Below are 13,575 nucleotides of genomic sequence, written 5' to 3'. Positions count from 1 at the left end.
GCGTCAATACGAATACCGACATCCGACCAGACTTCCCGGAGCGCCGTCGCCAGCATAATCAAGATCCGGGCCGCTCGGCATCGGGCTAGCAGGTCAACAGCGCAACGCATTCCACGTGATGGGTCAGCGGGAACGCGTCGAACACCCTGATCTTCTCGACCACGTAGTCATGACTGCGGTAAAGGCCGATATCGCGTCCGAAAGACGCTGCCTCACAACCGATATGCACCACCCGCGGCACCCGCGCGGCGGCCAGCAGGTTGATCACGTCGCGTCCGGCCCCGGTACGCGGCGGATCCAGCACCGCGACGTCGGCGCCGCCCGGTTGCCCCTCCAGCATCCGCCGCACCGAATCGCTGACGACGGCTACCTGCGGCAGATCGGCCAGCGCAACATGGGCGGTCCTCGACGCCGCACGCGCGCTGTCGACGGTCCATACCCGTCCCGACTCCCCCACCGCCTCACCCAGCACCGCGGCGAAAACACCGGCACCGCCGTACAGATCCCACGCCGTCATGCCGGTAGCAGCCTGCGCCCAGTCCGCGACCAGGCCGCTGTACACCGCCGCCGCATCGCGATGCGCCTGCCAAAAGGCCGTCACCGGCACGCGCCAGATTCGCCCGCCGACCCGCTGCACCGCGCGATACCCACCCTCGACCGCCCTGGTGGCGACCCGCCGGCCATGGCGCACCGTGAGCATCACGTGACGCTGGCCGTCGTCGTCGAGCACCACGTTCACCTGGCCGCCCGGCGGCCAGGTGCGACCCGAATTCAGGCCGTCCAGCATCCCGGCGCGGACCTGCCCGCACTGCAGATCGGTCACCAACGCGCTGCTGTGGTAGCGGTGAAAGCCGACGCGACAGTAGGGTCCCACCTCGAGTCGCACCCGGGTGCGCCAACCGGTGGGACCGGCATCCGAAAGCGGTTCGACGGCGTCGAACCAGTCGTATCCGCCGAGCCGTTTCAGTTGATCGGCCACCACATGCGCCTTGAGCGCCCGCGCCGCTTCCGGGGCAGCAAAAGCCAGATCACAACAGCCGGCGCCAGTCACCCCGGCAATCGGGCACAACGACTCGATCCGGTCCGGAGACGGATCGAGCACCTCGATAACCTCTGCGTGCCAATAGGATTGACGCTCGGAGGTGATCCTCACCCGCACCCGCTCCCCGGGTAAGGCATAGCGGACGAACACCACCCGGCCTTCGTGGCGCGCCACACAGCTACCGCCGTTTGCGGGCGCACCGGTGACCAACGTCAGTTCGGGTGCCAGGGTCAATCGAAAATGCCTCGCCGCGCATCGCCGGGAGCCACATGAGGCTGTAGCGTCTTCACCCGCTCCGACGAAGTCAGTTGCCAAGGAACCGATGTCACCATCACCCCCGGCATGAACAGCAACCTGCCCTTGAGCCGCAGCGCGCTCTGGTTGTGCAACAGCTGCTCCCACCACCGGCCCACCACGTACTCCGGGATGAACACCGTCACCACGGTCCGAGGGGATTCCTTGCTGACCCGTTTGACGTAATCCAGAACCGGACGGGTCACCTCACGGTAGGGCGAAGCGATGACCTTCAGCGGCACGCTGATATCGCTTTCCTCCCACTTGTGCACCAGGTCACGGGTTTCGGCGTCGTCGACGCTGACCGTGACGGCCTCGAGCACGTCGGGACGGGTCGCCCGCGCGTAGGCCAGCGCACGCAGTGTCGGCAGATGCAACTTCGAAACCAGTACCACGGCATGATTGCGGCTGGGCAATACGATTTCGTTGTCCTGCGCTGCGGCCTGTTCCGCCAGTTCCCGGTTGACCGCGTCATAGTGGCGGCGGATCAACTTCATGAGCATGAACAGGGCGCCCATGGCGACGATCGCAATCCAGGCGCCCACAAGGAATTTCGTGACCAGGACGATCAGCAGGACGGTGCCGGTAGACACCAATCCGACCGAGTTGACCACCCGCGAGCGGATCATCTTGCGCCGGCCCGCGGGATCGGTCTCGGTGCGAAGTAACCGAGTCCAATGCCGGACCATCCCGATCTGGCTCAGTGTGAACGAAATGAACACACCGACGATATACAGCTGGATCAGCGCGGTGAGTTCGGCGCGGAAGGCCATCACCGCGGCGATGGCAGCCGCCGCGAGGAACAAGATCCCGTTGGAGAACGCCAGCCGGTCACCGCGGGTGTGCAGCTGGCGCGGCAGGTAGCTGTGCTGCGCCAGCACCGAGCCGAGCACCGGGAAGCCGTTGAACGCGGTGTTGGCCGCCAACACCAAGATCAGCGCGGTGACCGCGGCGATCAACAAGAACCCGACGTGGAAGCCGCCGAACACGGTCTGCGCCAATTGAGCGACCAACGTTTTTTGTTGATAGCCCGCCGGCGCGCCGGTCAGCTGCGTCTCCGGATCGTCGACGACCTGGACCCCGGTTTCCACCGCGAGCAGGACCATGGCCATCAGCAAGGTCACCGCGATGGTGCCCAGCATGAGCAGTGTCGTGGCGGCGTTGCGGGACTTGGGCTTCTGAAAGGCCGGGACCCCGTTGCTGATCGCCTCCACACCCGTCAGTGCCGCGCAGCCCGAGGAGAACGAGCGGGCCACCAGGAATGCCAGTGCCGCACCGACGACCTTGCCGTGTTCGGCGTGCATCACGAATCCGGCGGACTCGGCGCGCAGCGGGTTGCCCAGCGCGTAGATCCGGAACAGCCCCCAACAGAGCATCGCGCCGACTCCGATGATGAACGCATAGGTCGGAACGGCGAATGCCAGCCCGGATTCGCGGACCCCCCGCAGGTTCATCGCCGTCACCAGCACGATGGCGCTCACCGCGAAGAACACCTTGTGCTCATACACGAACGGGATCGCCGAACCGATGTTCGACATCGCCGATGCGATCGAAACCGCAACTGTGAGAACATAATCGACCATCAGGGCGCTGGCGACCACGAGACCGGCGGTGGGGCCCAGGTTGGTGCTGACGACTTCGTAGTCGCCGCCCCCGGATGGATAGGCGTGCACGTTCTGCCGGTAGCTCGATACCACCACGAGTAGCACCGCGGCCACCGCCAGTGCGATCCACGGCGCCATGGAGTACGCGGCCAGACCGGCCACCGACAGCATCAGAAAGATCTCTTCGGGGGCGTAGGCCACCGACGACATCGCATCCGAGGCGAATACCGGCAACGCGATCCGCTTGGGCAGTAGCGTGTGGCTCAGCCGGTCGCTGCGAAACGGCCTGCCGATCAGCAGCCGGCGCGCGGCGGTGGAAAGTTTGGACACGAGAGCCAAGGGTAAGCCCCGACGGCTTTGACGGTAGCGTTCCCTGGGCGAGAATTTTCCGCACCGGAATCAGCTACAGCCGAGAGGACGTCACGTGCGAGTGGTAGTGATGGGGTGCGGCCGGGTCGGCTCGTCGGTGGCCGACGCGCTATCCCGCATCGGCCACGACGTCGCGGTCATCGACCGCGACAGCACCGCTTTCAACCGGCTCAGCCCCGAGTTTGCCGGTGAGCGGGTGCTTGGCCAGGGATTCGACCGAGATGTGCTGCTGCGGGCAGGCATCGAAGGTGCCGACGCATTCGCTGCGGTGTCCTCCGGAGACAACTCCAACATCATCTCGGCACGGTTGGCCCGGGAAACCTTCGGTGTGCCGCGAGTGGTCGCCCGCATCTATGACGCCAAGCGCGCCGAGGTCTACGAACGCCTGGGTATCCCCACGATCGCCACGGTGCCCTGGACCACCGATCGGCTGCTCAACGCGCTGCTCCGCGAAACTGAGACCGCCAAGTGGCGCGATCCCACCGGCACCGTCGCCGTCGCCGAGGTCATCTTGCACGAGGACTGGATCGGGCACCGGGTCACCGACTTGGAGCAGGCCACCGGCGCCCGGGCGGCGTTCCTGATCCGATTCGGAACCGGGGTGCTGCCCGAGCCGAAGACGATCCTGCAGGCCGGCGACCAGGTCTACGTCGCCGCCATCTCCGGCCGGGCGGCCGAGGCGGTGGCCATTGCGGCCCTGCCGCCCAGCGAGGACTTCGAGTCCGGGCCGCGCAAATGAAGCGCGCCGACGACGAAGACGCCGGCTCGGCCCGGCTTCGAGCCGGGGTTATGGGGGTACCACCCGCTTGCGGGGGAGAGTGGCGCAGATGAAGGTAGTCGTCGCCGGGGCCGGCGCCGTCGGCCGCTCAGTCACCCGTGAGCTCATCGGAAATGGGCACGACGTGACCCTGATCGAGCGCAATCGCGACCACCTGGACCCCGATGCCATCCCGACCGCGCATTGGCAATTGGGCGATGCCTGCGAGCTGAGCCTGCTGGAGTCGGTGCACCTCGAGGATTTCGATGTCGTGGTCGCCGCTACCGGCGACGACAAGGTCAACGTGGTACTCAGCCTGCTGGCCAAGACCGAATTCGCGGTGCCGCGGGTGGTGGCCCGAGTCAACGATCCCCGCAACGAGTGGCTGTTCACCGACGCCTGGGGCGTTGACGTGGCGGTGTCCACTCCGCGCATGCTGGCCTCGCTGATCGAGGAGGCCGTCGCGGTCGGCGACCTGGTACGGCTGATGGAATTCCGCAAGGGCCAGGCAAACCTCGTGGAGATCACGCTGCCCGACGACACACCCTGGGGCGGCAAGCCCGTGCGCAAGCTGCAACTACCGCGGGATGCGGTACTGGTGACGATCCTGCGCGGACCGCGGGTCATCGTGCCGCAAGCCGATGAGCCGCTGGAAGGGGGCGACGAATTGCTGTTCGTCGCGGTCACCGAGGCAGAGGAGGAGCTGAGCCGGCTGTTGCTGCCGCCGACCTCACCGGCGGGTGAGCCCGTCCCTCGAGCCTGAGCCGACCGCTTTCCCGGTGCGAGCGGGGCCGGCCCAATCGGTGGCAATCCCGCCGCGGCCGCGCATTGAGAGCCGTCACCACAAGGTCAGCGCCGCGAGCGCACACCCGCAAGTCGCTAGAGCTCGCGACCGGCGTCGGTATCGATTTCTGCCATCCCCGCCACCGCAGGGCCTTCGAGGACCGGTATCGCCCGCTGAGCGGCCTTTATCGCGGCGTACGTCGCCAGTGCCGCCATCGCGGTGAGCGGCCAGCCCATCCCGATGCGCGCGACGCCCAGCCAGCCGGTCTTGTCGGCATCGTAGAGAAGCCGCTGGACGATGAACCGGGCGGCGAACACCAGCGTCCAACCCACCGTGGCGATGTCAAACGCGTAGCGGGCGCGGGGTACGTCGCGCCAGCCGCGGTCCCGCCCGGTGGCCCAGCTCCAGAGGACACCGACGGCGGGCCGGCGAATCACCACCGACAGGGCGAAAATCACCGCCCATAGCAACGACATCCAAATACCCAACAAAAAATAGCCCTTGGACTGACCCACCAGGTAGGCGATCAGCGCACACACGGCGACCCCGAAGAACCCGGAAACGGCAGGCTGGGTGGATTCCCGCCGAATCAGCCGCAATAGCAACACCAATGCGGCCACGCCCACGGCAGACCCGATTGCGGGCAACAGTCCGGCCACACTGGACACCGCGACAAAGACGACCACCGGCAGCGACGAATAGACCAGACCACTGACGCCACCGGCCTGTGCCAGCAGACGCTCTGCGCTGATACGGTGCGTACTCATGCCGGGGCCGCTGCCGCTAGCCGGCTCGAGACTGCGTACCCCAGACCAACCCGGATAACGGAAATGGTCACCGCTGAATTTCGTAGTGCGGGTTGTAGATGGCCTTGCTCCCGTTTTCGAGCTTGCCCAGCCGGCCGCGCACCCGCAGCGTGCGGCCGGAGTCGATGCCGGGGATCCGGCGCTGGCCCAACCACACCAACGTCACGGTGTCGCTACCGTCGAACAACTCGGCGCGAACACCGCCGGCGCAACCCTTGCCGTTGGTTTCCACACTGCGCAGCGTGCCCACCATCGTGACCTCCTGACCACGCTGGCAATCAATGACGCGCTGCGCGCCGGTAGTGAGGACTTCGTCCGACAATTCTTCGACGTCGCGCTGCTCCGGATCTTCCGTCAACCGACGGGTCAGCCGGCGCAGATAACCTTGGGCGCCCATGGCCTCTCCTGACACTCCAACGTCGTAACGGAAGCTCTTCTTGCGATCAGCATTCCATCTATGCCAACGGTCACCGTAGACCTGTTGGTTCCCGTCCGCCACACGTATCGATGCACCGGGCTCGGAGTACCCGCAATGGCGGAGCACTATCAAGGAATGCCAGTCGATTTTCGCGGAGTCACGGCCGTGGTGTTACCCGGAACCGGTTCCGACGACGACTACGTCTACCGGGCGTTTTCCGGCCCCCTGCACGGGGTCGGCGCGGCGCTGCTGACACCTGAGCCACGACCAGAGCACCTGATCGCCGGGTACCTGGCCGCACTGGACGACGCCGCGCGGACACGTCCGGTGATGGTCGGCGGCATCTCGATCGGAGCCGCCGTTGCCGTCGCGTGGGCGCTGGCCCATCCCGACCGGACCCTGGCCGTCCTGGCCGCGTTACCTGCGTGGACGGGCCCGCCCGAATCAGCCCCAGCCGCCCACGCGGCGCGATACACGGCCTCACAGCTGCGCCGTGACGGGCTGGCGACGACGACGACGCAGATGCGGGCATCCAGCCCCACCTGGTTGGCCGACGAGCTGGCCCGATCCTGGCGGGTTCAATGGCCGCAATTACCTCACGCCATGGAGGAAGCCGCAGCCTATATCGCGCCTGGCCGCAGCGACCTGGAGCGGCTGGCCGCGCCGTTGGGGGTCGCTGCCGCCGTCGATGATCCGATTCACCCGCTGCAGGTCGGTGTTGACTGGGTGACCGCGGCGCCGCATGCCGCACTACGGACGGTGACGCTGGATGAGATCGGCGCGGATCCCGCCGCACTGGGAGCCGCCTGCCTGGCAGCGCTGGCCGAGGTCCGGGACGCCTCCTAGAACGCTCGCCAAGCCCTAGCCGCTGGTGCTGCTGCGCAACTGCTGCATCGCCGACCCACCGGCACCGCGGCGCGCCGCCGGTGGGTTGGATTGCTGCTGCTCCTGCTCCTGCGCCTGTGCCTGGGCGGCCGCGGCCTCGCGCAGCTGCTCCACCATCGGCTCGGGCAACTGCACCGGCAACGGGGTACGTACCGGTAGGGGTGTGTCTCCGCGGCGCACAACAGTGTCCGCCAACGCCTCACGAGCCTCGTCGGTCAACGCATCAATCGTCTCTTGCGGGCCGTTGACCACACACCGGATCATCCAGCGATAGCCGTCGACACCGATGAAACGCACCACGCCGGAGGCCGTACCGATCACTTCCCGACCCCACGGGCCGTTTTTGATGGAAACCTGAGCGGAGTCCTTGCGCAGCGAATCGGCCAGCTCGCCGGCCACCTCACGCCACAGGCCGGCGGACTTCGGCGCCGCGTAGGCCGCGATGGTGAAGCGGCCGTTGGGCGTGACAATCCACACCGCGCTGGGGACGCCGTTCTCGGTCAGTTCGACCTGCACCTGACCTGCCGTCGGCATCGGGATCAACACCGAACCCAGGTCGAGTCTGGCCGACTCCGCGACCGAAGGGTCGTCGAAGTCTTCGATGTCGAACGGGCCCACCAACTCGTCGCCGTCTTCGTCGGCCAGTTCCGATGCTTTCGGCGCAGCGGCGGCCGGTGCTTCCGGCTCTTCCGAAGTCGACCCGCTGTCTGTCTTGCGTGTGCGTCTGCCGAATGCCATCACAAACTCGCATGTCCGCCGGAGGAGCCGTGACCACCATCGCCACGGGATGTCTCGGCCAGCCCGGCCTCGTCGAATGACGCGACCTCGACCAGCTCGACTAACTCGACCCGCTGCACCAGCAGCTGGGCAATACGGTCACCTCGATGCACCACGATCGGCGTGGCGGGGTCGAGGTTGATCAGCGCGACCTTGATCTCACCACGGTAGCCCGCGTCGATGGTTCCGGGGCTGTTGACGATCGAAAGCCCCACCCGGGAGGCCAAGCCCGAGCGCGGATGGACGAGACCCACCATCCCGAACGGGATGGCGACCGCAACCCCCGTCGGCACCAGGGCACGCTGCCCGGGGGCCAGCTCCACGTCTTGCGCACTGTAGAGATCTACCCCCGCGTCGCCGTGATGAGCGCGGCTGGGCAGCGGGAGCCCGGGGTCGAGACGGACAACGGCCAGACTGGTCGACACGGGGCCACAGACTACTCTTGACCGAATGTCGGGCACCCGCGTCGCGCCGCACAGTGTGCGATACCGCGAACGACTCTGGGTGCCGTGGTGGTGGTGGCCGCTGGGGTTTGCGGCGGCGGCGCTCATCGCTTTCGAAGTCGATATGGGTATCGCCGCTCTGCCCGACTGGCTGCCGTTCGCGACGCTGTTCGCCGTCGCGGCCGGCACGCTGCTGTGGCTGGGCCGGGTGCAGATCCGAGTCACGGCCGACCAGACCGGCGTCGAGCTGTGGGCCGGTGCGGCGCATCTGCCGGTCGCCGTGGTCTCCCGATCGGCCGAAGTGGCGCGCACCGCCAAGTCGGCGGCACTGGGCCGACAGCTCGACCCGGCAGCATTTGTACTGCATCGCGCATGGGTCGGCCCCATGGTTGTGTTGGTGCTCGACGACCCCGAGGACCCCACCCCGTACTGGCTGGTGAGCTGCCGTCACCCCGAACGGGTGCTGTCTGCCCTGACAAGCTGAGTGCAGCGATCACGCCGCGCAGTCGGTACAGATCATCACGCCGTTCTTCTCGCTGGCCAGTCGACTGCGGTGTTGCACCAGGAAGCAGCTCGAGCAGGTGAACTCGTCTGCTTGCTTCGGGATAACACGCACCGACAGCTCTTCACCGGACAAGTCGGCGCCAGGCAGCTCGAATGACTCGGCGGACTCGGACTCGTCCACGTCGACCACGGCCGACGCCGCCTCGTTCCGTCGAGCTTTCAGCTCCTCCAGCGAATCCTCCGACACATCGTCGGCCTCGGTGCGCCGTGGAGCGTCATAGTCGGTAGGCATTATTCCGTCCCCTCGCATGCCCTCTCATTAGTTCAAGCATCGCTTTGTACCAGCGTCGAACGCATCCACCAAACGATTCGTGCCCAGAACTCGGCTCAATCAACTGTGATTTACGTCACACCTCCCTCGGCGACCGCGTGATCGGCCCTCAACGGGGCAATCCAGGCGCGGACTACAGTGCACGTGTGGTCGCACAAATCACCGAGGGCACCGCCTTTGACAAGCACGGTCGGCCATTTCGGCGGCGCAATCCCCGCCCCGCGATTGTCGTCGTGATCCTGCTGGCGATCACGACGGCAGTGGCGTGGACGGTGGCCCTGACCCGCCCGACAGATGTCCGCGAGGCCGCGACGTGCAACCCCCCGCCACAGCCGGCCGGGTCGACGGCGCCGCCCAGGCTCGGTGAGCCGGTGTCGCGAACCGAAATGACCGACGTCGCCCCGGCCAAACTCAGCGAGACCAAAGTGCGCGTCCTCAACGCCAGCGGACGGGGAGGTCAAGCCGGCGACATCGCCGGGGCCATGCAGGATCTCGGTTTCGCCCAGCCGACGGCCGCCAACGACCCGGTCTATGCCGGCACCCGGCTGACCTGTCAGGGCCAGATCCGGTTCGGCACCGCAGGTCAAGCCGCAGCCGCCGCGGTATGGCTGGTGGCGCCGTGTACCGAGCTGTTCCACGACAGCCGTGCCGACGACTCGGTCGACCTAGTCCTCGGCACGGACTTCACCACGTTGGCCCACAACGACGACATCGACGCCGTACTCGCGAGCCTGCGGCCCGGTGCCACCGAGCTGACGGATCCCACGCTCGTGGCCAAGGTCCACGCAAGCAGTTGCTGAGCAGCTCAGTCCGGGATCGGCTCGAGAGCATCGAATCGCGTCAGCACCGCCAACAGCTCGTCGGCAATGCCGGGGGCGGCGGCGAGCACCAAGCCCCCTTCCGGGGCATTCGCGGCGGGCAATAGCACCCGGGCTCCCGCTTCGGCTGCTATCAGAGCACCCGCCGCGCGGTCCCACACCTGCAGCCCGTGCTCGTAGTAGGCATCCAGTTGGCCGGCGGCGACCATGCACAAGTCCAAGGCCGCAGAACCGATCCGGCGCACATCTCGGACCACCGGCAGCATCCGGGCCAGCAGCGCTGCCTGGGTAGCGCGGCGTCGCGTCGAGTACGCGAAGCCGGTGCCCAACAGGGCCATCGACAAATTGTCGACATCGGTGCAGCGTAACCGGCGAGTCCCGTGCTGGTCGGTGACCTGCGCGCCTAGCCCCGCCGCAGCCGAATACACCCTGCCGCCGACGACATCAGCGACCGCGCCGGCCACCGACACGCCGCCGACTTGGGCTCCGACCGACACAGCGTAGGCCGGAATGCCGTAGACGAAGTTCACGGTGCCGTCGATGGGGTCAAGCACCCAAGTCACGGCATCGGCCGGCGCGGCCGTCGAGTCTGCCGGGCCCCCGCCCTCCTCGCCCAAAATCGGGTCACCGGGCCGAAGCTGAACCAGCCGTTCACGCAGCAGTCGCTCGGTATCGGTGTCGACGACGGTCACCGGGTCGGTCGGGGTGGTCTTGGTCCGGACCGCGTCGCCGCCGTCAGTGGCCGGATGCAGACCGAATATCTCGGCGCGCCGACCACGCACGAACTCGGCCGCCTCCGTGGCGAGAGTCTCCGCCACCGCACGCAGCCGCGCGGGCTGGTTGTCGGATCGTGTCACCGCTCTATCGCATCACAGTCGCCCGGACCCGCGCGCATCGTCGTCAGGCCGAGCCAGAATGCCCGGTCTCGGCAAGCACGCGGGCTAAGGTATTCGGACACATATGTCTCGCCGAGGAGAACCGATGACCAGCGCCGACCCCCTGCCCCATACCCCCGCTGACACACAACAACGTCGCGGGTTCGGCATCGATGTCGGTGGTAGCGGCATCAAGGGCGGAATCGTCGACCTGGACACCGGCCAGCTGATCGGGGACAGGATCAAGCTGCTGACTCCCCAACCGGCCACTCCGTCAGCGGTCGCCAAGACCATCGCCGAGGTGGTCCACGACTTCGGCTGGACCGGACCACTCGGGGTGACCTATCCCGGCGTAGTCACGCACGGCGTCGCCCAGACGGCGGCCAATGTGGACAAGTCATGGATCGGCACCAACGCCAGCGAAGTCATCGCCGCCGAGTTAGGCGGTCAAGCGGTGACGGTTCTCAACGACGCCGATGCGGCCGGGCTTGCCGAAGAACGCTATGGAGCCGGCAAGGACAACTCCGGGTTGGTCATCCTGCTCACCTTCGGAACCGGTATCGGGTCTGCGGTCATCCACAACGGCAAGTTGATACCCAACACCGAGTTCGGGCATCTCGAGGTCGGGGGTAAGGAGGCCGAGCAGCGGGCCGCGTCATCGGTCAAGGAAAGGAAAGGCTGGAGCTACGAAAAGTGGGCCCAGCAGGTGACTCGGGTTCTGGTCGCTATTGAGAACGCCATGTGGCCCGACCTGTTCATCGCCGGCGGCGGCATCAGCCGCAAAGCCGACAAATGGGTGCACCTGCTGGACAATCGCACCCGCGTAGTGCCGGCAACCCTGCAGAACGCCGCCGGGATAGTCGGCGCAGCAATGGCGTCCACAACGGATGTGACCCACTGAATTTCTCCGCTCGGGCGGTACCGGCGCGCAGTGAAGTTACAATGGTCGTCGGCGACCGCCCGACCGATAGAGCGCGAGTTTTCACGCCGATATCAACGCCGACATTCGACATAGCAGACACTTTCGGTTCAGCACGCCCAGACTCATACCGGAAGCGAGTACCACCGAAGGGGTGTATGTGGCAGCGACCAGGGCCAGCCAGGCGACCGGTGAGCCGGTGAAGCGCACCGCCACCAAGTCCCCGGCCAAAGCCGGCGCCAAGCGACCGGCGGCAAAGACAGCCAATGGCGCTACCCCCGCGAAGCGGGCCACTAAGGCGGCGGGCCGGTCCACAAAGGCCGCCGATGCCACCATCGACGCCGAGACCACCGCCCCGAAGAAGGGCCGTACCGCGGCCAAAGCCGCAAACGCGCCGGCCCGTGACGCCGACACGTTCGGCGAGGAACTCGAAGGCGCGGCTACGGATCCGGCGGTTGCGCTCGATGCCGCCGAAGACCTCGACGTCGAACCAGACCTTGACGTCGACCCCGTTGAGGACCTCGACCTCGAGGCCGGTATCGGCCTAGAGGACCTGGAAGACGACGTGGAAGACGACGACGTCGCCGTCGTCGTCGTCGTCGACAGCGAACTCGATCCAACCGACGCCGTGGACACCGACGCGGTTGAATCTCCGGCTGTTGCAGCGCCCGGCAGCGCCGTCGATGACGAGGAGATTGCCGAGCCCACCGAAAAGGACAAGGCCTCAGGCGATTTCGTCTGGGACGAGGACGAGTCGGAAGCGTTGCGCCAGGCGCGCAAAGACGCCGAACTCACCGCCTCCGCGGACTCGGTTCGCGCTTACCTCAAGCAAATCGGCAAGGTGGCGCTGCTCAACGCCGAGGAAGAGGTCGAGCTGGCCAAGCGGATCGAGGCCGGTCTCTACGCCACGCAGTTGATGGCGGAGATGGCAGAGCGCGGCGAGAAGCTACCCGCCGCGCAACGTCGCGACATGATGTGGATTTGCCGCGACGGCGATCGCGCGAAGAACCATCTTCTGGAGGCCAACCTGCGGCTGGTGGTTTCACTGGCCAAGCGCTACACCGGGCGGGGGATGGCGTTCCTGGACTTGATCCAGGAGGGCAACCTGGGCCTGATCCGGGCGGTCGAGAAGTTCGACTACACCAAGGGTTACAAGTTCTCCACCTACGCAACCTGGTGGATCCGCCAAGCCATCACCCGCGCCATGGCCGACCAGGCCCGCACCATCCGTATCCCGGTGCACATGGTCGAGGTGATCAACAAGCTCGGCCGAATCCAGCGTGAGCTCCTCCAGGACCTGGGCCGCGAGCCCACTCCCGAGGAGCTGGCCAAAGAGATGGACATCACCCCGGAGAAGGTGCTCGAGATCCAGCAATACGCCCGGGAGCCGATCTCGCTGGACCAGACCATCGGCGACGAGGGCGACAGCCAGCTGGGCGACTTCATCGAGGACAGCGAAGCGGTGGTGGCCGTGGACGCGGTGTCGTTCACACTCCTGCAAGACCAGCTGCAGTCGGTCCTGGACACGCTGTCCGAGCGCGAGGCCGGCGTGGTACGGCTGCGCTTCGGCCTCACCGACGGCCAGCCACGCACTCTCGACGAGATCGGCCAGGTATACGGCGTGACCCGGGAACGCATCCGGCAGATCGAGTCCAAGACCATGTCCAAATTGCGCCACCCCAGCCGGTCGCAAGTCCTGCGCGACTACCTGGACTGAGTGAGCCCGCCGGCGCGGTGGGACCCTTCGGTTTCCCTATGTCTCGTCGGCAAGTTGATCGCGAGTCTGGTGCAGACCGGGCGCGGCCGGGTCATCGCCTTGGTGCTGCAGCTTTTCCTGCAGGTCACGTTGCTCGTCGGTAGCCTTCCTGGCGTCGTGGGGTTTGGGCGGCGGATTCGGGTGCTGATCCATGAGAAAGCCTCCAGCGTCTAGCTAGAGCCGTCGATCGAGG

The 13,575-nt window shown here is 66.7% G+C and carries 16 protein-coding genes; 7 read left to right on the top strand and 9 right to left on the bottom strand.

The features are described from left to right. Positions 1-85: 85 nt before the first annotated feature. Both EET03_RS09480 and EET03_RS09475 read right to left on the bottom strand, forming a co-directional pair. Positions 86-1,276: a class I SAM-dependent RNA methyltransferase gene (locus tag EET03_RS09480; protein ID WP_425271511.1), complete on the bottom strand. Its 1,191-nt coding sequence runs from the start codon at positions 1,274-1,276 to the stop codon at positions 86-88. Then, positions 1,273-3,270, bottom strand: a complete 1,998-nt coding sequence (locus tag EET03_RS09475; RefSeq protein WP_075540989.1) for an APC family permease — start codon at positions 3,268-3,270, stop codon at positions 1,273-1,275. The genes EET03_RS09480 and EET03_RS09475 overlap by 4 nt, the downstream gene beginning before the upstream one ends. Positions 3,271-3,364: 94 nt before the next feature. Here EET03_RS09475 and EET03_RS09470 point away from each other — a divergent pair, with 94 nt between their 5' ends. Together EET03_RS09470 and EET03_RS09465 are read left to right on the top strand one after the other, a co-directional pair. Continuing rightward, positions 3,365-4,048 (top strand): potassium channel family protein, encoded by a 684-nt coding sequence (locus tag EET03_RS09470; RefSeq protein ID WP_063468686.1) that lies wholly within the window; start codon positions 3,365-3,367, stop codon positions 4,046-4,048. 88 nt (positions 4,049-4,136) lie between these two features. Continuing rightward, a complete protein-coding gene (locus tag EET03_RS09465) occupies positions 4,137-4,829 on the top strand; it encodes a potassium channel family protein (protein ID WP_075540990.1) in 693 nt (230 codons plus the stop codon). 116 nt (positions 4,830-4,945) lie between these two features. Here EET03_RS09465 and EET03_RS09460 read toward each other — a convergent pair whose 3' ends face one another. Continuing rightward, positions 4,946-5,617 (bottom strand): DUF3159 domain-containing protein, encoded by a 672-nt coding sequence (locus tag EET03_RS09460; RefSeq protein ID WP_063469102.1) that lies wholly within the window; start codon positions 5,615-5,617, stop codon positions 4,946-4,948. A 67-nt stretch (positions 5,618-5,684) separates the two neighbouring features. Continuing rightward, entirely contained in the window at positions 5,685-6,053 is a 369-nt protein-coding gene (locus EET03_RS09455; RefSeq protein ID WP_036411151.1) for an OB-fold nucleic acid binding domain-containing protein, read from the bottom strand. Between the two features lie 156 nt (positions 6,054-6,209). Here EET03_RS09455 and EET03_RS09450 point away from each other — a divergent pair, with 156 nt between their 5' ends. Next, entirely contained in the window at positions 6,210-6,920 is a 711-nt protein-coding gene (locus EET03_RS09450) for a hypothetical protein (RefSeq protein WP_075541020.1), read from the top strand. A 15-nt stretch (positions 6,921-6,935) separates the two neighbouring features. On the opposite strand, the gene EET03_RS09445 is transcribed toward EET03_RS09450, so the two are convergent. Together EET03_RS09445 and dut are read right to left on the bottom strand one after the other, a co-directional pair. Continuing rightward, positions 6,936-7,700, bottom strand: coding sequence for a DUF3710 domain-containing protein (locus tag EET03_RS09445; protein WP_075540991.1), 765 nt, complete (start codon positions 7,698-7,700; stop codon positions 6,936-6,938). After that, positions 7,697-8,161 carry a dUTP diphosphatase gene (gene dut, locus EET03_RS09440; protein ID WP_075540992.1) on the bottom strand — a complete coding sequence of 155 codons (465 nt, stop codon included), beginning with the start codon at positions 8,159-8,161 and terminating at the stop codon, positions 7,697-7,699. Before dut ends, EET03_RS09445 begins: the two co-directional genes overlap by 4 nt. Positions 8,162-8,186: 25 nt before the next feature. Between dut and EET03_RS09435 the strand changes: the two genes are divergently transcribed. Beyond that, positions 8,187-8,663, top strand: coding sequence for a DUF3093 domain-containing protein (locus EET03_RS09435; RefSeq protein WP_075540993.1), 477 nt, complete (start codon positions 8,187-8,189; stop codon positions 8,661-8,663). A gap of 9 nt (positions 8,664-8,672) precedes the next feature. On the opposite strand, the gene EET03_RS09430 is transcribed toward EET03_RS09435, so the two are convergent. After that, positions 8,673-8,975, bottom strand: a complete 303-nt coding sequence (locus EET03_RS09430) for a DUF4193 domain-containing protein (protein ID WP_023372621.1) — start codon at positions 8,973-8,975, stop codon at positions 8,673-8,675. A 185-nt stretch (positions 8,976-9,160) separates the two neighbouring features. On the opposite strand from EET03_RS09430, the gene cei reads away from it, so the two are divergent. Next, on the top strand, positions 9,161-9,814 hold the full coding sequence (cei, locus tag EET03_RS09425; RefSeq protein ID WP_075541021.1) for an envelope integrity protein Cei: 654 nt from the start codon (positions 9,161-9,163) through the stop codon (positions 9,812-9,814). A 5-nt stretch (positions 9,815-9,819) separates the two neighbouring features. Here the strand turns inward: cei and EET03_RS09420 are convergent, their stop codons facing one another. Beyond that, positions 9,820-10,689: an inositol monophosphatase family protein gene (locus tag EET03_RS09420; RefSeq protein ID WP_075540994.1), complete on the bottom strand. Its 870-nt coding sequence runs from the start codon at positions 10,687-10,689 to the stop codon at positions 9,820-9,822. Between the two features lie 124 nt (positions 10,690-10,813). On the opposite strand from EET03_RS09420, the gene ppgK reads away from it, so the two are divergent. Continuing rightward, complete coding sequence (gene ppgK / locus EET03_RS09415) at positions 10,814-11,608, top strand: polyphosphate--glucose phosphotransferase (RefSeq protein WP_063469096.1); 795 nt, start codon at positions 10,814-10,816, stop codon at positions 11,606-11,608. Positions 11,609-11,786: 178 nt separating this feature from the next. Continuing rightward, the gene (locus EET03_RS09410) at positions 11,787-13,343 is read left to right on the top strand and encodes an RNA polymerase sigma factor (protein WP_075541022.1); all 1,557 of its coding nucleotides are present in this window, start codon (positions 11,787-11,789) and stop codon (positions 13,341-13,343) included. Positions 13,344-13,379: 36 nt separating this feature from the next. Here the strand turns inward: EET03_RS09410 and EET03_RS30175 are convergent, their stop codons facing one another. Then, positions 13,380-13,535: a hypothetical protein gene (locus tag EET03_RS30175; RefSeq protein ID WP_167470614.1), complete on the bottom strand. Its 156-nt coding sequence runs from the start codon at positions 13,533-13,535 to the stop codon at positions 13,380-13,382. Positions 13,536-13,575 lie beyond the last annotated feature (40 nt).

The organism is Mycobacterium innocens, assembly GCF_900566055.1.
Classification (GTDB): Bacteria; Actinomycetota; Actinomycetes; order Mycobacteriales; family Mycobacteriaceae; genus Mycobacterium; species Mycobacterium innocens.
Note: the sequence above shows the minus strand (reverse complement) of the source record. Positions and strands in the feature narration are given on the sequence as shown.

Coding starts and splice junctions, on each gene's coding strand:
- EET03_RS09465 (WP_075540990.1), top strand. CDS start 4,137: ATGAAGGTAGTCGTCGCCGGGGCCGGCGCCGTCGGCCGCTCAGTCACC.
- EET03_RS09460 (WP_063469102.1), bottom strand. CDS start 5,617: ATGAGTACGCACCGTATCAGCGCAGAGCGTCTGCTGGCACAGGCCGGT.
- EET03_RS09455 (WP_036411151.1), bottom strand. CDS start 6,053: ATGGGCGCCCAAGGTTATCTGCGCCGGCTGACCCGTCGGTTGACGGAA.
- EET03_RS09450 (WP_075541020.1), top strand. CDS start 6,210: ATGCCAGTCGATTTTCGCGGAGTCACGGCCGTGGTGTTACCCGGAACC.
- EET03_RS09435 (WP_075540993.1), top strand. CDS start 8,187: ATGTCGGGCACCCGCGTCGCGCCGCACAGTGTGCGATACCGCGAACGA.
- EET03_RS09430 (WP_023372621.1), bottom strand. CDS start 8,975: ATGCCTACCGACTATGACGCTCCACGGCGCACCGAGGCCGACGATGTG.
- ppgK (WP_063469096.1), top strand. CDS start 10,814: ATGACCAGCGCCGACCCCCTGCCCCATACCCCCGCTGACACACAACAA.
- EET03_RS30175 (WP_167470614.1), bottom strand. CDS start 13,535: ATGGATCAGCACCCGAATCCGCCGCCCAAACCCCACGACGCCAGGAAG.